Source organism: Myceligenerans crystallogenes, from assembly GCF_039529775.1.
In the GTDB taxonomy this organism is placed as follows: domain Bacteria; phylum Actinomycetota; class Actinomycetes; order Actinomycetales; family Cellulomonadaceae; genus Myceligenerans; species Myceligenerans crystallogenes.
Map to the genome: position 1 here is coordinate 727,456 of NZ_BAAANL010000001.1, position 18,780 is coordinate 746,235.

13 protein-coding genes and 1 pseudogene are annotated in these 18,780 nt (G+C 71.2%); 6 read left to right on the top strand and 8 right to left on the bottom strand.

Features of this window, described 5'->3' with window-relative positions:
• Nucleotides 1-121: 121 nt before the first annotated feature.
• Entirely contained in the window at nucleotides 122-439 is a 318-nt protein-coding gene (locus tag ABD208_RS02995) for a helix-turn-helix domain-containing protein (RefSeq protein ID WP_344099347.1), read from the bottom strand.
• Nucleotides 440-479: 40 nt separating this feature from the next.
• Between ABD208_RS02995 and ABD208_RS03000 the strand changes: the two genes are divergently transcribed.
• Entirely contained in the window at nucleotides 480-1,130 is a 651-nt protein-coding gene (locus tag ABD208_RS03000; protein ID WP_344099349.1) for a hypothetical protein, read from the top strand.
• Between the two features lie 35 nt (nucleotides 1,131-1,165).
• Here the strand turns inward: ABD208_RS03000 and ABD208_RS03005 are convergent.
• Both ABD208_RS03005 and ABD208_RS03010 read right to left on the bottom strand, forming a co-directional pair.
• Nucleotides 1,166-1,587, bottom strand: a pseudogene (locus ABD208_RS03005) (transposase).
• Nucleotides 1,588-2,650: 1,063 nt separating this feature from the next.
• Nucleotides 2,651-4,009 carry an LVIVD repeat-containing protein gene (locus tag ABD208_RS03010; protein WP_344099351.1) on the bottom strand — a complete coding sequence of 453 codons (1,359 nt, stop codon included), beginning with the start codon at nucleotides 4,007-4,009 and terminating at the stop codon, nucleotides 2,651-2,653.
• Between the two features lie 315 nt (nucleotides 4,010-4,324).
• On the opposite strand from ABD208_RS03010, the gene ABD208_RS03015 reads away from it, so the two are divergent.
• Nucleotides 4,325-4,993, top strand: a complete 669-nt coding sequence (locus tag ABD208_RS03015) for a DUF305 domain-containing protein (protein WP_344099353.1) — start codon at nucleotides 4,325-4,327, stop codon at nucleotides 4,991-4,993.
• Between the two features lie 78 nt (nucleotides 4,994-5,071).
• Here the strand turns inward: ABD208_RS03015 and ABD208_RS03020 are convergent, their stop codons facing one another.
• Nucleotides 5,072-7,258, bottom strand: a complete 2,187-nt coding sequence (locus ABD208_RS03020; RefSeq protein ID WP_344099355.1) for an acyltransferase family protein — start codon at nucleotides 7,256-7,258, stop codon at nucleotides 5,072-5,074.
• 452 nt (nucleotides 7,259-7,710) lie between these two features.
• On the opposite strand from ABD208_RS03020, the gene ABD208_RS03025 reads away from it, so the two are divergent.
• The 3 genes from ABD208_RS03025 (at nucleotide 7,711) to ABD208_RS03035 (ending at nucleotide 12,459) form a co-directional block, all read left to right on the top strand.
• Nucleotides 7,711-9,837, top strand: a complete 2,127-nt coding sequence (locus ABD208_RS03025; protein ID WP_344099356.1) for a HelD family protein — start codon at nucleotides 7,711-7,713, stop codon at nucleotides 9,835-9,837.
• A gap of 317 nt (nucleotides 9,838-10,154) precedes the next feature.
• Nucleotides 10,155-10,745 carry a hypothetical protein gene (locus ABD208_RS03030; RefSeq protein WP_344099357.1) on the top strand — a complete coding sequence of 197 codons (591 nt, stop codon included), beginning with the start codon at nucleotides 10,155-10,157 and terminating at the stop codon, nucleotides 10,743-10,745.
• A gap of 151 nt (nucleotides 10,746-10,896) precedes the next feature.
• Nucleotides 10,897-12,459, top strand: coding sequence for a vWA domain-containing protein (locus ABD208_RS03035; RefSeq protein ID WP_344099359.1), 1,563 nt, complete (start codon nucleotides 10,897-10,899; stop codon nucleotides 12,457-12,459).
• Nucleotides 12,460-12,582: 123 nt separating this feature from the next.
• On the opposite strand, the gene ABD208_RS03040 is transcribed toward ABD208_RS03035, so the two are convergent.
• Both ABD208_RS03040 and ABD208_RS03045 read right to left on the bottom strand, forming a co-directional pair.
• Entirely contained in the window at nucleotides 12,583-14,628 is a 2,046-nt protein-coding gene (locus ABD208_RS03040) for a chorismate-binding protein (RefSeq protein ID WP_344099361.1), read from the bottom strand.
• A gap of 420 nt (nucleotides 14,629-15,048) precedes the next feature.
• Nucleotides 15,049-15,492 (bottom strand): hypothetical protein, encoded by a 444-nt coding sequence (locus ABD208_RS03045; RefSeq protein WP_344099363.1) that lies wholly within the window; start codon nucleotides 15,490-15,492, stop codon nucleotides 15,049-15,051.
• A 124-nt stretch (nucleotides 15,493-15,616) separates the two neighbouring features.
• On the opposite strand from ABD208_RS03045, the gene ABD208_RS03050 reads away from it, so the two are divergent.
• Nucleotides 15,617-17,323, top strand: coding sequence for a nucleoside/nucleotide kinase family protein (locus ABD208_RS03050; RefSeq protein ID WP_344099365.1), 1,707 nt, complete (start codon nucleotides 15,617-15,619; stop codon nucleotides 17,321-17,323).
• Nucleotides 17,324-17,387: 64 nt separating this feature from the next.
• Here ABD208_RS03050 and ABD208_RS03055 read toward each other — a convergent pair whose 3' ends face one another.
• On the bottom strand, nucleotides 17,388-17,924 hold the full coding sequence (locus ABD208_RS03055; RefSeq protein ID WP_344099367.1) for an Rv3235 family protein: 537 nt from the start codon (nucleotides 17,922-17,924) through the stop codon (nucleotides 17,388-17,390).
• Nucleotides 17,921-18,730 carry a LysM peptidoglycan-binding domain-containing protein gene (locus ABD208_RS03060; protein ID WP_344099369.1) on the bottom strand — a complete coding sequence of 270 codons (810 nt, stop codon included), beginning with the start codon at nucleotides 18,728-18,730 and terminating at the stop codon, nucleotides 17,921-17,923. Before ABD208_RS03060 ends, ABD208_RS03055 begins: the two co-directional genes overlap by 4 nt.
• Nucleotides 18,731-18,780: the final 50 nt, after the last annotated feature.

Here is an 18,780-nt window from a genome sequence, read left to right on the forward strand (position 1 = left end):
AACCGTCACCTTTCTCGCCACCCCCGCCGAATCGTCGCTTGTCTCGGTTCCATTCTGTCCCGGTGCGACCGGGCGACGGTTCGGCGCAAGATGTGGGAACAGGTGGCGGTTCGGTGTGTCGTCAGGTGACGTCGGCCGGGTCCGGCTGCGCGGTCAGGAGCGTCTTGAGCTCCGCGACGGCCTCGTGGATCGACTCCTGATGAGCTTCCAGGCGTTCGATGATCCCGCTCGTGAGGATCCGTTCGCCGTCCGGGGTCACGGTGGCGACGTCCGTGCGATCGACGAGATGCACCCCCGTTGCCTCCTCCAGTGCCGTCAGTTCGCGGCGCAGCTTGCGGTCCGAGATGAACATGCGGCCGGCCGCGGCTCGGAACCCTGGGGTCTCGTGTAGTGCTTTGAGGCATCTCAGCTGGACGAGGAGTGTTTCGGCCTCGCTCATGACGGTTTTGTCCCCCTGGTCTCGTGCCCGGATCGCCTGCGTGGAGGCGGTCGCTCGTGTCAGAAAAGACGGCCATCGGGCGAAATACCGCTTTGGCCCCGGTGAACCTGGTTATTATGTACCACAAGCGAAAGTAGTTGGGATGGCGTCCGAGAATTTTCGCAAGAAGCACAAGCATATCTTCCTGGCGCCCGAAGACGAAGCGGGGCTCGAAGCTGCTATCTATGATGCCTGGCCGGGTGTGCGGCTGATCGACACAGCGACGCATTATGGAAAAATTGTTCCGGAGATTAATGCTCCGCTTGATGGGAAGGTGGCAGGTATTTGGAATCCTGACATTTTCCCAACGCTAGCGGTACGTACGCGGGAAGATGGATCTTCGTGGACCGACGATCCGCATTCACTTATCCTGTGGGGTGGCTGCAGGCCTAAGTCAACTGATGGGATTCGGGTTGGCTGGTGGTCCACGTTCCCAAGCCTCGGGTCCGCGCAAGCTGAGGTCGATTTTCGCATATTTGTCGATAGCTGCTGGCGAATCATGATGCGGTTGACTCATGGAGGAGTTGTTGCGCACACAAAATCGGGTATTAAGGAACTTGGGAGGTACAGGATTGGCGAGGTGGCGAGAGAGCGAGCCTTGGCGGGCGAACTTGCGTTGTGGGATATGCGGGCCCGTCTTGAAGCTTCTTAGACCTCGTTTCAGAATGACCGTCCGGGGAGTTTGCGTCAGCAGATGATGGCGCAGGCCAGGTGCATGAGGCCGAGGTGGAGGTCGGCGCGGATCTCGTAGCGGGTGCGTAGTCGTTTGAACTGGTGGAGCCGGGCGAAGCCGCGTTCGACGACCCAGCGTTTCTTGCCCAGGCCGGAGCCGTGAGCGGGGCCAGGACCGCCTCGTGCAGTCGCGGCCACACGCCCGCCTCGGTCCACTTGGCCAGCCGGCGCCAGCAGGTCACACCCGAGACGCCAAGTTCCCGGGCCGGGACCTGCCGCCAGCCGACACCGTGCCGCAGCACGAACATGATCCCGGCCAGCGCCGCCCGGTCATCGGCTCGCCGCCGCCCGTGATGCCGGTACGGACGCGGCTTCGGCGCCGGCACCAACGGCGCGACCTGTTCCCACAGCAGGTCAGGAACCAAATCCTCGATCACGAGCCCACAGCCTGCCCGAACCAGCCAGCCCGGCATAGCGGACACGGCAGCCATTCTAAAACGAGGTCTTAGAGCGTCACTCGGTTCGCGAGCCGCGGTATGGGATCGCTATCTCTGTGACCAATAGTCGAATGCAATCGACTGGCGGAAGTAGGGGGTGTCTAAGTGAATGGGCGGGCTGGAATGGTGATAGATATTGGTGCGCATCCGGTTCCGGACGGCTTCCTGATGGAACTTTTCGGGAGTTTTTATCGAGGCACTTGCTGACGGGAACGAGGGGCGGGTTGTTAGAGTATTCCCGGGGTGAAGGAAATTGTCGGGAAACGGAATGGGCAGACAGGAATGCAAATCAGATTGGGTCTTGAGCGAAGGAATCGCGCGAACTATTGAAGAGTTGGTGCAACTGAGGCCTGGCGCCCGAGCTGTTATCCCCGCGGGCGATTTCGAAGAAATATGGACCGAGGCTACTACTGTTGGATGGCCTCCTCTTCTTCCGGAAGAAGAGGGTTGGAGAGCCCGGCGGATTTCAGACCATGAGGTTTTCTCGCCCGCGAAGCGTCGAGGCCAGTCCTCAAGAGAGCCGCTGCGGTGTCTTCATTCTTCCCTATCGTTGCCTCGCTCGGGGACCCGTTGGCGGCTGAGCTGCTGGTTCGTGAGGATGCCGCGTGCCTGCTGGCTGCACTGGAGGCAGTGCCGGATCCGCGTGATCCGCGTGGGGGTGAGGTTCGAGTTGCCGGTCGTGCTCGGTTTGGTGGTGTTCGCGGCGTGCTGCGGGGCGACCTCGTTCGTCGAGGTCGGTGAGGTCGCGGCCGATCTGGAACCGGTGGTCCTGGCGGGGTTCAGGTGCACGCGCCGGACGCCGTCCGCGGCGACGTTCCGCCGCCTGACCGGGACTGAAACGCTGACCGCTGGACGACGCGTGACGGGCCGTAGCCGGTCAGGCGCGGACATGCGTGTGCGAACTGCTCGACCTCGTCCGGTCTCGTGGTGCCCGGCGAGTTCGTCGGGCACCACGAGACATACTCCTCCGCCGGTGGGATCCGGCGCGTTCACGGATCGGAGGTCAGTACTGTTGTTGTGACTGCGGGTTCAGTGCCGTCAGGTTCTTCCGTGCGGTGCTGTCGATCGTGGAGTCGAACCTGAAGGTCTCGAAGCCGCGTGACGTGTCGCTGGAGTAGACGTACCCGTTGTAGTAGTAGGAGGACCAGGTGCCGAGGTCGCTGAGGCCGGCGCCGCGGTCGTACCAGGCGATTTCCTTGGGGTTGTTCGAGTCGCTGAAGTTGAACGCGGAGATGCCGCCCTGGTACCAGGACTGGACCATGATGTCCTTGCCGGGGATCGGGACGAGCGAGCCGTTGTGGGCGACGCAGTTCTCGTCGGCCGTGTTGATCCGCGGGATCTTGTAGTACGACTTGAACTTGAGCGTGCGGTCCACGATGTTGTAGATGCCGTTGCCGCCCTGTTCGGGGCGGAAGTCGCCGGTGCACGTCGCGGCGAGGCCGCCGCCGAGTTCGTCGGTGAACACGACCTTGGTGCCGGCGTTGTTGAACGTCGCGGAGTGCCAGAACGCGAAGTTGGTCGTGTCCCGCACGCGGCTGATGACGGTGGGGTTCGCGCGGTTCGAGATGTCCATGAGGATGCCGTCACCCATGCAGGCGCCGGCGGCCAGGTCGAACTTCGCGTAGGTGGTGATGTCGTGGCAGCCGGAGGTCGACTTGTAGCTGTCCACGCCGTCGGGGGACGTGTAGCCGCCGTTCGGGAACAGGATCGGCTTCGACACGACCCTGGCCGCGGTCAGGTCGCTCTTGGGGATCTTCACGACGGAGATCTTGTCGTGCGGCCGCTTGCAGTTCGCCAGGGAGTCGTTCGGGAAGTACGACGAAACGTACACGAAGACGCTCAGCCCGTCCTTGGACGGCGCGAGGGAGTTGGTGTGCGAGCCGCACTGCGTGGCCACCGCCTTGCTGTACCTGGGGTGTGTGGGGTCGGAGATGTTCCAGACCCGGATGCCCTCCCAGTAGCTGGTCCCCGACGTCGAGGCCTCGCTGCTGCACGAGCTGTTCGTGCGGCGCGAGTCCGTGGACGTGACCAGGATGTTCCCGTAGATCGACACGTCGTTCTGCGAACCGGGGCAATAGACCTGCGTCACCTGACGCGGGGCCGACGGCGTCGACAGGTCGAAGACCGTGAACCCGTCGTAGTTGCCGACGAACGCATATTTGCCCTTGAACGCGATGTCCGAGCCGACATCCGTGAGCGCGCCGTTCCTGGCAACGGTGCTCTTGCGCGACAACCTGTAGTGCCCGACCTCGCCCGGCGGGACGTCCGCCGTCACGGCGGCCTCGGCGTCGGCCGACAGCGTCGTCGACGTCGATGCCCTTCCGGAACCGTCACCGGGCGTCGCCGTCGAAGCCGGTGCCACTGCGGTCAGGGCGACTGCCGCCAGGGTGAGTGACAGTGCCGCTCCTGCAGCACCCCTGAGCGAACTCTTTCGGGTAATTGGACGCATACGCGCCACACCTCCTTGCTAGGGTCGCTCGGAAGTCTCGCGAGCTGAGGGGTTTTAGTCCAGCGGCTTCGACCAACCTTTACTCGTCACTGACTCAATTGGTGCGGCGGATTCTGCCGCACCAGGAATCACGAACTTCCCTTGGAGCAATCGATGGAGTATTTCCGCAGTTCAGCCGTCTCTCGGGGCCGACGGCGGCCGTGGCGGGCCCGGGCGGTCGGGTACGGCGTGCTCGTGGTCGCACTGGGCGCGGTGGCGTCGGGCTGCACTCCCGAGGACGAGCCGGAGGCCGTGTCGACACCGTCGTCCGTCGTGCTGAAGCCCGGCAAGCCGGGGGAGGAGGCCGAGGTCGTCGCTCCCGAGGACTTCGAGGGTGTGCCGGCCGAGGACGACTGGAACGAGGCCGACGCCGGGTTCGTGACCGGCATGACCCGCCATCACGACCAGGCCGTGACGATGACGGCATGGGTCCCGGAACGCTCCGCGTCCGAGCAGGTCAAGGCCCTGGCTGATCGTATGAACAACATGCAGGAGGCCGAGATCGGCTTGATGTCGGACTGGCTCACCGAGCGCGACCAGCCGGTCCCGGCCCTCGCCGACGGCGGCGACGGCGGTGACGGCACGGGGCCGCGGGTGCCCGACGACGCCCACGAGCACGACCTCATGCCGGGCATGCTCACCGAAGCCGAGATGACCGAACTGGAGGCGGCGTCGGGCAAGGAGTTCGACCGGCTGTTCTTGGAGGGGATGATCAAGCACCACGAGGGCGCGATCACGATGTGCACGGACATCATGACGACGGGCGTCGACCAGAAGATCCAGGAACTCGCGGCCAACATCGGCGTCGACCAGGCCGCGGAGATCGATCGTATGAAAGACCTCCTGGACGCCCTCTGATCCGGGATCCGCGAGAAGTTCGTCCGGGCGGTCCGGCAGCGGGAAGCGCCCCTTCTGCCGGACCGCCAGAGCCTGTCTCTACTTCGTGGCCGCGGCGTCGGCCCCGGGGCTCGCGGAGGGCGCGGGGCCGGGTGCCTTGCGCTGCGGTCTCGGGTTCTCTCGCATGATCCTGTCGAACTCATGGCCCAGGTAGGGCGTGAGTGATCGCGCGAACGTCCCGGTCAGGTGTCGTCCGTCGCGGTAGACCACGGCGTGCCCGATGACCGGCGCACACACGTCCTGGCCGCAGTAGAGGTAGCTCAGGTCGATCAGGTGAGCGTTGGGATCACGCTGCACGGCGGGCACGTGGCTGTCGGTGAGCAGCACTCGTTCGCGGGGTAGCGCGCATGCGGTCGCGGCGTCGTCCCCGGCGCGTTCGATACAGGTGATCACGTCACGTGCGTACGCCGCGCCGTTTGCGTCGAAGATCGGGTTGTCGCGGATGGCGATCACGGGAACGGTGCGGTCGGGACGCTTCGCCCAGGCCTCCACCTTCCCCTTCACCAGCGCCTCCTCAGGCGTTTCGCCGGCCCGCGGCAGCACCTTCGCCTTGGCGGAGTGGGTCACGATGATCGCGTCGATGCCGGATCCGGCCCCGGCGCGCTTCTTGATGCCCGCGCTGAGCTCCTTGATCCAGCGGACGCAGCCCTGTGCATCGGCGGGGTTGGCCTTCTTCGGGGCGCGGGTGGACCAGAAGCATCCGGCGCGCCCGGCGACGTCGATCCGCCAGTTCCGGTTCTTCGCGATCTTCCGGTACGCGCCCAGCAGCGTGTTGTTGTGCGAGTCGCCCACCGCGAGCAGGTGCCGTCCGTACCCCTTCTTCGGGCCCACCGTGCACCACTTGAGGTGCTGGTCACCGGTGGCCCAGCCGCACGTGTTGTCGTCGTCCTGTCGTAGCCCGGTGAGCGGGGGCAGCCGCAGGCCCTCCAGCGACGGGTCCTCGCAAGGAGCTAGCTTCGGATCCATCGCGGCCGCGCCCAGGCACGTGGCCTGCTTCTCGACGGCGGCCGCCTGCTCCACGAGCGTGCGTGAATGCGCGTCCATGGCCAGGGACGACGCCGTCAGCCCACCCGAGAACACGAGCGCGCAGGTCACCGTCGCACCGAGCATCACCCGGGCGCCCGTACGGGTCCCGAGCCGCTGCACCGGCCCGGAAACGAACCTGTCCGTCAGCCAAGCGAGCAGTACCGAGACCACCAGGATCAGCAGGGCACCCTTCTCGCCCGGGTCGCTGGACCTGCGCAGGTAGGTCCAGGCCATCAGCAGCGGCCAGTGCCACAGGTAGATGGCGTACGACAGGTCCGCCAGCAGCGTCAGCGGCCGACCCTCCAGCAGGCGGCGGGGACCCCAGCCGCTCGCCGGCCCCGCCCCGAGCAGTACCGCGAATGTCGCCGCCACGGGCCACAGTGTCCACGGGCCGGGAAACACCGTGGCGCCGTCAAGCACGAATCCGCACGCCACCACCATCAGCAGACCGGCCCAGGCCAGCGGAGCGCGCAACCATCCGGGGACGGACAGGTGCGGCCAGGACAGGGCGAGCAGAGCTCCCGCGCCCAGCTCCCAGAACCTGGCGAACGAGTCGAAGTACGCCCGCGGCTGGTCGACGAGGTGCAATTGCGCCGCGTACACGAACGACGCGACGGTGGCCGCCGCCGTCAGTGCGGTCAGCGCGACGAGCGATACGCGGCTGACCGGCGGGAGGACGCGCGGCCGTCGTCGTCCCGCGGCGATGACGCCGAACACCACCAGCGGCCACACGAAGAAGAACTGACCCTGCACCGACATCGACCAGAAGTGCTGCACGAGGCTCGTCTGCGGGCCTGCCGCGCCGTAGGCGAGCTGTCCGCCGATCATCTCCCAGTTGACCCAGTAGCCGGCGGCCGCCGCGATCTCTCGTGCGCTGGTCGCCCAGGTGCCGGAGTGCATGAAGGCCACGGCGATCCCTGCCGTGGCGACCAGCACGATCAGTGCGGGCGGTACCAGCCGGGAGAACACGTTCCCGTAGTAGGCCGCCAGCGACAGGTCGTCCCGCCGGGCCCGCGACAACAGGGAACGGGTGGCCAGAAACCCGGAGACAACCAGGAACACGTCCACGCCCCCGGACACCCGCCCGGCACCGAAAAGATGGAATACCACCACCAGCACGAGAGCCAACCCGCGCAACCCGTGTAACTCCGCGATGCGCTCCGAGCGTGCGGGGGTTGCGCCGCGCTCGTTTTCGACCATAGCTTGGGGATATGTCAGCACATAACGGAATCTTAGCCGCGTCGCATCAGGCTTCGAGCCGATTGATTGGGCGAGCGTATTTTGCTTTTCACCCTATTACTGTGTTGCCGCAGGTCAAAGGGGCTGTGCGACGAACCTGGATTTCACCCGTGCCGGCGTCGGCGCCCATCCGGACAGCATGCCGACGCCGGAATGAGCACTATCTGTCGAGGTAGATCACGACCCCGATCGCGGCCGGTACCACCACGTGACCGCCGAGCAGGCGGTGTCCAAACGACCTCTGGCGGATCCGGCTAGCAAATCAGTTCGTGACCTCTCGGCTGACCTTCTGGCCCGGGCCCGTACCTCGCTCCTGAGAGGTGCGGGCCCGGCATCGCTGGTGGGATGGTTCGGGTGGAACAATGCCGGGGCCCGGGACGTTGAGACCAGGCCGCCGACCAGTAGGGAGACCAGTGCCCCAGACCGCCCTGTCCAGCTCCGCCCGAACCCGCCCGGACGGCCGGGCCACCCAGGCCGCCGTCGAACAACGGCACGTCGACGAGATGTACGCCCTGCTCGACGCGCAGGCCGCGGCCGCGCGGGCCGAGCTCACGCGCGTGCTGCGCGAGCGTGCGTCCGGCCCCGCCGAGGCGCAGGAGCGCGAGGTGACCGCCGCCCGGCTCCGGGCGCGCGCCGGCGCGCTCGAGGGCGCGGCGCACGCGCTCTGCTTCGGGCGGATCGACCGCACCGACGGGACGTCGGTCCATGTCGGGCGGATCGGGCTGCGGCCCGACGACGGCGAGCCGCGCCTGGTCGACTGGCGCGCCGAGGCGGCGCGGCCCTTCTACGCCGCGACCGCCCTCGCTCCGGACGGGCTGCGCCGGCGCCGGCACCTCAAGGCCGACGGGCGCACGGTCACCGAGGTCAGCGACGAGATCCTGGACGGCTCCGCACCCGGCCCGGACGACGTCGTCGGTGACGGGCCGCTCGTGGAAGCGCTCACCGCCCGCCGCACCGGGCGGATGCAGGCGGCGGTCTCCACGCTGCAGTCCGAGCAGGACAGGATCGTGCGCTCGCCGCATCGCGGGGTGACCGTGGTGCAGGGCGGGCCCGGGACCGGCAAGACCGTCGTCGCGCTGCACCGCGCCGCCTACGTGCTGTACGCGCACGAGCGGGTCGCCGCCGCCGGCGTGCTGGTCCTCGGGCCCAACCCGCGGTTCCTGGAGTACATCTCGCACGTGCTGCCGTCGCTCGGCGAGAACGACGTCGTGCTGGCCACGTGCGCCACGCTGACCGGCCGGGACGTACGGCCGGCGTCCGACGCCGAGGCCCGCGCCAAGGGCGAGGCGTGGCTCGCGGCGGCACTCGCCCGCGCCGTCGCCGACCGGCAGGCGCCGCCAGGGCCGTTCCGCACGCCGGGCGACCTGCCGGACCTGCCCGCCGCCGACGTGGCGGCGGCCCGCGCGCAGGCCACGGGCATCGGGCTGGCGCACAACCCGGCGCGCGCGGTGTTCAAGGAGCACCTGATCGACGCGCTGACCGACGCGCTGGAACTGGCCGGGCAGGACGCCCTCAACGAGGTCGACCAGCAGGTCGCCGCGGCGATGGGGCGCGACGTCGCGTCCCTCGACAAGGCGGTGGCCTCGGACCTGGCGAACCTCGGGTTCGACGGCGTCGTGGGGACGGCTCACGACGACTTCGACCCCGAGGCGGTGCGGGCAGAGCTCGCGGCCGACCGCGGGGTGGACCGTGCGGTGGAGGAGCTCTGGCCGCGGCTGGACGCGGAGGAACTGGTGCGGGAGATCCTGCGGGCGGGTGGCCTCGACGGCCGGCCCGTCCCCGGTGCGGGGCCGGACGCCGGTGCGCGTTCGGACGGCGGGGAACCCGGCCGGCCTGGCGCGGACTGGTCCGAGGCCGACGTGCCGTTGCTGGACGAGGCCGCCGCGCTCCTGGACGGGCTCCCCGGGCGGACGTTCGGGCACGTCGTCGTCGACGAGGCGCAGGAGATCACCCCGATGCAGTGGCGCATGATCGCCCGGCGCTGCCCGTCACGCTCCATGACGGTCGTGGGCGACTTCGCGCAGGCGGGTCAGGTCTCGACCGTGCGGGACTGGGACGAGGCGCTCGCGGACATCGCAGACGGGCGTACGCAGACCTGGACCCTGACCGTCTCCTACCGCACCACCGCGGAGATCCTCGGCGCGACGCGCGACCTGCTCGCCCGCATCGCGCCCGGCCAGGAACTCAGCACGGCGGTCCGGCAGGGACAGGAGCCGCGCCGCGTCGTCGTCGGCCGTCCGGGGATCGCCGAGGCGATCCGCGGGATCGTGTCCGACGACGTCGCCGCCCACCCGGGCGCCCAGCTCGCCGTCATCTGCGCGGACCACCGGGCGGCGGACCTGGCGGGCGTCGTCGTCCCGCCCGCCCAGGTCCTCCCGGCGTCACAGGCCCGCGGCCTGGAGTTCGACGCCGTCGTCGTCGTTGCCCCCGACGAGATCGCCGCGGCCCGGCCCGGGGGCGAGCGCGACCTGTACGTCGCCCTCACCCGCCCGACCCACCGCCTCACGATCCTCGAGACGCCGGACGCCGGGGCCGCCTGAACGACGCCCGCGGGGCTAGGTCACCCCCCGGACCACGGTTCCGCGAGACGTTTACCGGTGCGTGAAACCGCGCCCTTCCGACGGGCTGCGTGAAAACGGGTTTCACGAGGTCAGGCGGGTTTTTCACCGTTGTGATGAAGGATCTTCAGGGGATCACGTCCTGGGTGTGCGCGGCCTGGGCCGTCGCCCTACTCTCAGCAGATCGAGCTCCTGTGAGATCGGGCCGGCCACGCCTCGATCGCAGGCGTCAGGCGGGTGCGGCCGGGGAGCGCGGTTTCCGATTCAGGATTCGATCTCGCAGGGGAGACGAGTTGACCATGCATGCGACCGAGCTGGAGCCCTCCGGTCCTGGTGCCACGTCCGTGCCGGCGGCGGGGGCCGCCCGCGGCGGCCGGCGGGTGCACCGCTGGATCGTGATCGGGGTGGTTCTCGCGGTCGCGGGGACCGCGCTGACCGGCTGGATGGGGGCGGCGCAGGCCGCGACCACGGATCAGCTCCAGGCGCTGCGCGGACGGCTCGGCGAACGCGTCGAGGTGACCCGGGCGACGTCGGCCCAGCTCGACGCGGCGATCGAGGTCGCGCGGGGCGTCAGGGAAGACGCGGCCGGGCTGGGCCGTGCGGAGCGGGCCGAGCTCGGTGAGGCGATCCGGAGCGCCGAGGCGATCGCCGGTCAGCGGCTCACCACCCAGGAGCCGGGGACGGTCGCGCAGGCGGAGATGCTCGTGCGGCAGGCCGGGCTGCTGGAGGAGACGCTGGCGCTGGCGGCGGAGGATCTGCGCACCGCGGTCGACCAGGTCCGGGTCCACCAGGTCCGGGCCGGTAGGGCCGGGGCGGGTGCGGGCGAGGCGGGCTTCCGGTCCGCGGGGTATCGGCCCGGCGTCGGCGCGACGGCCGTTGCGCAACCGTGACGGTGAGGGTGCAACGGCGTCGTCGGCCCTGACACAGATGGTCATGGGACGGCGTCGGCCGGCATCGTGACCGTCGCGTGCCGGCGGGCGGGGCGGCGTCGTCCGGAATCCGGGTCCCGCGACCCGGATCGTCCGACGACAGGGAGACGCCATGACCCGCACCATGCGCCAACGGATCGCCGCCGCGGCGGCGATCACCGCCGTTCTGACGCTGACCGCCTGCTCCGGGACCGAGGGTGGGGCCGTCGACGCCGGTATGGCGATGCCGGAGCCGCTCGGGGAGGTGGCCCCGAGCGAGGGGCCCGCCTGGCGGAACGTGCCCACGGATCCGCAGGAGGAGTACGACGACGCCGTCGAGCAGCCGTTCCAGAAGGTGGCCACCAGCCCGCTGTCGACGTTCGCGGCCGACGTCGACACGGCGTCGTACAGCAACCTGCGGCGCCAGGTGAACGACGGCGTCGCGCCCGAGGGCGTGCGCATCGAGGAACTCGTCAACTACTTCGACTACGGGCACGCCGCGCCCGCGGCCGGCGACGAGGTGCCGTTCGCGGTGACCACCGAGGTGGCGGAGGCGCCGTGGGCGCCGGGGCATCAGCTGGCGATGGTCGGGGTGCGGGCGACCGAGGCGGTGCCGACGTCGGCGGGGAACAACATCGTGTTCCTGCTCGACGTGTCCGGGTCGATGGACGAGCCGAACAAGCTGCCGCTGCTCGCGGAGTCGTTCTCGCTGCTCGCGGAGAACCTGGGGCCGGACGACGTGGTCTCGATCGTGACCTATGCCGGGGACAACCGGGTGGTGCTGGACTCGGTGCGCGGGGACGACCGGGAGACGATCACCGGCGCGCTGGAGTCGCTCGAGGCGGGCGGGACGACCGGCGGGTCCGCCGGGCTGCACACCGCCTACGAGCTGGCGGAGAAGAACTTCGTCGAGGGCGGCAACAACCGGGTGATCCTCGGGACCGACGGCGACTTCAACGTGGGGCCGTCGACCCCCGGGCAGCTCGTCGAGCAGATCGAGGCGGCGCGTCAGGGCGGGGTGTACATCTCGGTGCTCGGGTTCGGGATGGACAACCTCAAGGACAACACCATGGAGTCGATCGCCGACCACGGGAACGGCAACTACGCCTACATCGACACGCTCGACGAGGCGCGCAAGGTGCTCGTGGACGAGTTCGACTCGACGATGTTCGTGGTGGCGCAGGACCTGAAGGTGCAGGTGGAGCTGAACCCGGCGGTGGTGTCGCGGTACCGGCTGATCGGGTACGACAACCGGCGGCTGGAGGACGAGGACTTCGACGACGACACCAAGGACGCCGGGGACGTCGGGGCCGGGCACGCGGTGACGGCGTTCTACGAGCTGGTGCCGGCCGGCGGCGCCGCGGCGGGGGACGAGCTGAGGTACCAGGACTCGGTCGCGTCGGGGTCCGGCGACTTCATGACCGTGCACGTGCGGTGGAAGGAACCGGGGGAGAAGGCGAGCACGGAGCAGGAGTACCCGGTGACCGCCGGGGAGCTCACGGACGCGCCGTCGGAGGACTTCCGGTTCGCGTCCGCCGTGGTGGAGGCGGGGCTGATCGCGCGTGGCTCGGAGTACGGCGGCGACGCGTCGCTGGAGCGGGCACGTGAGCGTGCGGCGTCGTCCCTGGGCGAGGACCCGTACGGCCTCCGCGCGGAGTTCGTCGACCTGGTGACCAAGCTCGACGGCCTGCTCTGACGTCGCCCTCGGTCCCGAGGCGGTGCTCGACGCACCACCTCGGGACCGACCGCGGCTGATCAGGCTGGAATCGCGCATGAGCGCGCTCTCTCGAGCGATTTCTGCCTGCCCGCCGGGTGAGGGCTAGCGCGTGGCGGGGGCGGGGTCGGGCATGCGGTCGAGGGCGTGGGTGGTGAGGCTCTTCAGGAGGCGGTAGCCGTCCGCGGAGAGGACCGACTCCAGGTGGCCCTGGACCGAGGCGACCCGGGGGCCGCGCAGGGAGGTCAGGACGCCGTTCTCGTCGACCGTGGGTTCCAGGGCGAGGCGGGCCACCGGGTTGTCCGCGTCGTTCGCGTCCAGGGTGCTGACGCGGGCGCCGAAGGTGTTGTAGTAGCCGACGGCCGCCGTCGTGCCGAAGACCTCCGACTCCAGCCGGACACCCTGGCGCGGCCCGCCCGGCAGCGGGTCGACCGGGAACCCGGCGAGCGTGGCCAGGACCTGGTGGCTCAGGCAGACGGCGAGCAGCGGCTTGCCCGACGACACGCGGGCCAGGATGCGCTCGGTGATGGCGGCGATGCGCGGGTCGGAGGTGTCGCGCGGGTCGCCGGGGCCCGGGCCGAAGACGACGAGGTCGTCCTCAAGGACGTCGCCGACGGCGTCCCAGCGGACCACCCGGGCGTCGAGGCCCAGGTGGTGCAGCTGGTGGGCGAGCATCGTCGTGAACTGGTCCTCGTGGTCCACCACGAGGACGCTCGGGCCCCCGGCCGGATCGACGGGATCGGGCGTGGCGCCGTCCTGCGGGCGCACCCAGAAGTCGGCGAGCTTGCTGTTGCGGGCCAGGAGCGCGTCGGTGACGCCGGGCTGCGCGGCGAGGTCCACGACGGCGGCCGGGTCGGCGCCCCGCGGCATCAGGCCGAGCGAGGCCAGCACCCCGGACGCCTTGGACCGCGTCTCGGCGACCTCGTGCTCCGGGACGGAGTGGCGCACGAGGGTCGCGCCCGCCGGGACGGTCACGAGGCCGTCGTCGTCCAGGTAGGCCGTGCGGATGAGGATCGGGGCGTCGAGGGAGTACGCGTTCGCGGGGGGCTGGTGTGCGGGGGCGCTTGCCTCGGGGAGCTCCGGCGAGCCCGGGGTGCCGGCCGGCGGGGTGAGGAGCGCGAGGAAGCCCGAGTAGTAGCCGCGCGGGCGGGTCTCGTGCCGGGTGATGACCGTGCAGGCGTTCTCCATGGGGGAGCCGGTGACGGTCGGCGCGAACATCGTGAGGCGGAGCGCCTCGCGCGGGTCGAGGGTGGTGCGGCCCTCCAGGAGGTACTCGGTGTGGCTGAGGCGGGCCATCTGCTTGAGGTACGGGCCCACGATGCGACCGCCCCCCGGGCAGACCGCGCTCATCATCTTCATCTCCTCGTCGACCACCATGAAGAGCTCCTCGTTCTCCTTGGTGTCGGCGAGGAACTCGAGGATCCCGTCCCGGGTCGGGCCGTCGGCGGGGTGGCGGTAGGTGCCGCTGATCGGGTTCATCCGGGCCAGGCTGTCGTCGATCGTCAGGTGCCGTTCGGGCGTGGCGCCGGCGAGCGAGAGGGTCGCCGCCGCGGGACCCTCCGGGGTGCCGGCGGGCGCGGGGGCGTGGACGGCGAAGGTCCAGTACGAGCCGACCTCGTGGGTGAGCAGCGCGCGGAACCACGAGGTGAGCGCCTGCACGGGCGGGGCCTCGGTGCGTGCCTCGAAGCGGCGCATGACCACGAAGTTGGAGCCGGCGCCCTGCCCGATCTCGTCGTCGATGACGCGGCGGACGGTGGCCGCGTAGTCGTCGTCGGGGATGTCGAAGCCGAGGGGTTCGGCGGCCACCGGCTCGGCCGGGAGCGCGGCGACGGCGTCGGGCAGGTGGATCCGCTCGCTCTCGCGCACGACGAGGCAGCGCAGCGGGACGCCGTCGTCGTGCACGGTGAAGCCGCGCTCGCGGGCCTGCCGGAAGGGCACGACGGACAGGACGGGCGCGCCGTCGAGGGGGATGTCGGCGAGGTGCTCGACGTCGACGACGTCGCCGAGCAGCACCTCGATCTCGGTGCCGCCGTGCCTGCGGAGCAGGGCGAACGGGAGGGTGCCGTCGGAGCGCAGGACGCGATCGAGGAGGGGATGCCGGCTACGGGCAGGTTCGTCGTGGGCCGGGTCCGGGTGCGGGATGTGGGACATGTGCTGCCTCTCGGGTCAGGGCTACCCCGAGCGGGACCGAGCCTCGCTGCGCGCGAGAACGACCGCCCCGTTCGAGGCGGTCGCGGACGTGTCGGTGTACGTCGCGGAACCCGCCTAGGAGGCGGGCCACCAGTCGGTGCGGATCAGGTGCGACGTCATGTCCGGAACGCTAGCGGGGGCGCGGGCGGGGTGTCCACTCCTGGGGCGGGAGAACCGGGGGGCCGGGCCTCCGGAAAGTGGCGCGGGCGAAGGGTTGACGGGAACGGGCGGGCGCCCGGGCGGGGCCCTGCGGTCCGGGCTCCCGCTGGTGAGGGTGGCGTGGCCGGCCTAGCCGGGTCGCGCCGGGGAGGGAGACCGGCCTGGCCGGGTCGCGCCGGCGAGGGTGGCCGGTCCGGCCGCGCGGGTCATCGCTCGGGCGGGTCACCGGCCGCGGCGTGGCCTGGCGTCGTCGGGGGTGAGGGGGCGGACGCCGTCCGCCGTGGCGAGGAAGAACCCGGCGACCTCGATGCCCGACTCGGCGGCCGCGGCGTGCAGGGCGGCGCGCCAGACGCGGTCGGAGTCCTGGACGGCCTCGGCGCCCGGACGTTCCAGCATGAGCACGATGCTCGCGGGCGGGGCCGGGGCCGGGGGCGCGGCGTCCGCCCAGATCCTGCCGAGCTGGGCGACGAACGGCACACCGGGCTCGGCGGGCAGCTCCTCGAACTGCGCGATGACGGGAAGCAGCCGGCGTCGCGGGCCGAGCAGGGCGAACCAGAGGGACCGCATCCGCGGGCGGACGCCGTGGTGCAGGAACTCGGCGAGGGCGAGCAGCGACTCGTCGTCGGGAAGGAGGTCTCCGGGCTGGATGGGAGTGAAAGTAGTCATGTCATCCATTGTCCAACTGGATCCTGCCGCCGGATGGTGGTTATCCACAGACTCCGAGGCCTGTCCGGATTGCTCTCCGTGTCGCCGACGCCCGGGATGCCGCACTGTGACGTAGCCTCATGGCATGGCGAGAGAGACCCCGTATCAGCCGGGCCGAGATCTGCTGACCTGCTGGTTCGCTGGTCTTGCCACGCTGGACGTGATCCACCGGGCGACCCGGCCCGAACGGGACCAGAAAGTGACCGCGGCCCGGCAGGACGTCTCGGCCGGCGGCCCCGCGGCCAACGCGGCGGTGACGGCCGCGGCGATGGGTGTGCGGGCGGTCCTGGTCACCGCTCTCGGGACGAGCGCCGTGGGGGCTGCCGCGCGCGCCGACCTCGAGCGGCACGGCGTGGAGGTGCACGACGTGGGACGCCGCGACCACAGCCTCGCGGTGTCCGCCGTCCTGGTGGACGAGGCCACCGGTGAGCGGTCGGTCGTCTCCGCCGACGGTGCCCTGACGCAGGTCGCGGCGCCCGGCACCGAGGAGCTCGCGGCGCTGCCCGTGCCCGACGTCGTCCTGCTCGACGGGCACCACCCGGCGATCGCCCGTGCCGTGCTCGCGTACGCACGCACGCTGCGCGCCAGACCACCCGTCGTGCTCGACGCCGGACGCTGGCGGCCGGTCTTCGCGGATCTCCTGCCCGCCGCCGACGTCATCGCCCGCTCCGCCGCCTTTCGGGTACCGGACGGGCGCGAGGGCTGGTACGCCGGCCTTCCCGGGGCCACCGTCGTGACGCACGGGTCGGGCGCCGTGGAATGGTGGCACCGGGATGCCGCCGGGACCGTGGACGTGCCTGCGGTGACGGCCGTGGACACCCTCGGTGCCGGTGACGCCTTCCACGGCGCGCTCGCGGTCGCCGTGGCGCGCGGCGCGGAGCTCCCGGCGGCCTGCGCCGAGGCGGTGCGGGTCGCCTCGTTGCGGGTGCAGCACATCGGCCCGCGGGGCTGGCTGACCGAGCTCGCGCCGCCCGCGGCCGGGGGCGACGAGCCGGTGGCCAGGGCGCTTCCGGCGACCCGCGCGGCTCGGGCCGTGGCCCCTGGGCCGGCTGCGCCGGACGGGGCCTCGGCGCAGGCCGGAGGTTCCGTCCGGTCCGCGGCGGACGCTTCGTCGGTCCCGGCGGTCTCCCTCGGATCGGCGCTGCCGGACTCGTCCTCGGCTCGGGCCGTGCCGCCGGAACTCCTGGACCGCGCCCGCGGCCTCGCGGCGGCGGGCGAGGGGGGACCGGCGATCCTGGGCATCACCGGCCCGCCCGGAGCGGGGAAGTCGACCCTCGCCGCGGGGCTGGCGGCGGCGCTGGGTCCGGACCTCGCCGTCGTGGTGGGGATGGACGGCTTCCACCTGGCGAACGTGCTGCTGGAGGCCCGCGGGAGCCGTGAGCGCAAGTGCGCGATCGACACGTTCGACGACGCCGGGTACTGCGATCTGATCCGGCGGATCGCCGAGGCGCGCCCCGGTGATCCGCCGGTGCTCGCCCCGGAGTTCCGCCGTGAGATCGAGGAGCCGGTCGCCCATGCGGTCGTCGTGGCGCCGGGCGCGCGCCTGGTCATCACCGAGGGCAACTACCTGCTCGCGGAATCGGGGCAGTGGCCGCGGGCGCGGGCGTACATGACCGAGGTCTGGTATGTCGACCTGGACGACGACGTCCGGCTGGAACGTCTCGTCGCCAGGCATCATGCCCACGGGAAGACGCTCGAGGCCGCGCGCGAGTGGTCGCTCGGATCGGACCAGCGCAACGCCGAGCTCATCGCCGGGACACGCCACCGGGCGGACCGGCACGTGACGCTCTAGGAGGCCCGGCACCAGGCCCGCCGGGGCGGGCACCTGCGCTCGGGGCGGGGGTGCGGTCACGTCGTCACCCCAGTTCCAGGCAGGTGACCTTCCAGGTGCCACGCCTCGCCTCGAGGCGCACCGCGGCCGCACGCACCCGCTCGCCGTCGTGCAGTACGACCGTCGCCTCGGCGGAGAGCGGCCCGAGGCGCATGAGGCGTACCCGGCGGATCCCGACCCGGTGGGCGGACGGCCGCCGGCCGCCCGGCCGGGCGGCGCTCATCAGACGCTCCCGGGCCACGAGCTGGTCGTACACCTGGGCCGAGGTCCACCGGGCGAGCTGCGTCGCGGGGCGTTCGCCGCGCAGCACCTCGATCGCGGCTCGCGCGACACGGCACACGAGGGAGGTCGGATCGGGCAGGTCGGGTTCCGGTTCGGGTGCCGGCCGCTCCTCGATCTGGTGCAGCACCTCCTCGGCGCGCGCCAGGTCCGGGTCGGGCCCGCCGATCTGGACCTTGCGCAGCGTGCGGCGCGGCTCGCGGGCGACGGGTGCGGCGGGGCGCGGCGGCGCCGGTACGCCGCGGGCGCGGATCGGCTGCGGGGGTTCGGCGATCGTGGTCACGGGCGGGCTCCCTGGAGGCGTGCGACGGGTGGGTGCAGGACCGTCCCGGGCCGGACGAGGTCAGGATCGGGGCCGATCACGTCGCGGTTGGCGGCGTACCAGGCGGCGGTCTCACGGGCGACGCGGGCGGGCCGGGGTGGTCCCGTGCCCGGGCCCTTGGCCCGCGCTGCCAGCTGGGCGGCGGCGATGGACCACAGCGAGTCGCCCTCGGCCACGACCACCGTGCCCGCCTCGCTCGGCGGGCGGTCGTCTCCCCAGCCGTTGTCTCCCCGGCCGTCGCCGCGCGCGGGAGGATCCGGTTGGCGCTCGTCCTCCCGGTCTCGTGCCGGACCGGCCTCACCGGCCTCGTTCTCCGGCGGCCCGCCCGTCGTCGGCAGCCAGCCGAGATCGATGACCTCGACCGCCGCCGGGGCGTCCCGGCCGTCGGGTCCCGGTGCGGCGAACGCGCCGGGGGCCGCGAAGCCGATGCCCACGCCTGCCGTCACGACCACCCCGGCCAGCCGGCGCACGACCGCCGGGCTGCAGCGCGTGAGGAACGCCCGGCCGGTGTGCCACTCACGCCCGGCGCTCCGTGCGGCCGCGTAGGCCAGGCCGACGACGGCCCCGACGGCGATCCACGCCGCGCAGGCCGCGGCTCCGGCCTCGACCGCGATCTCGACCACCTGGTCGACGGTGCCGGCGCCCTCCCGCCAGGCCTGCTCGGCCCGCAGGCCCAGCCCGAGCGCGGCCGCGACCGCGGCGAGCGCCACGGCGGCGAGCGTGACCGGACCCGTGCCCGGCCGGCGCTCCACCTCGTTCCCTGTCATGAAGTACCCCCTGTGACCTGAAGCCCGGATCAACATCTGCATCAACGATC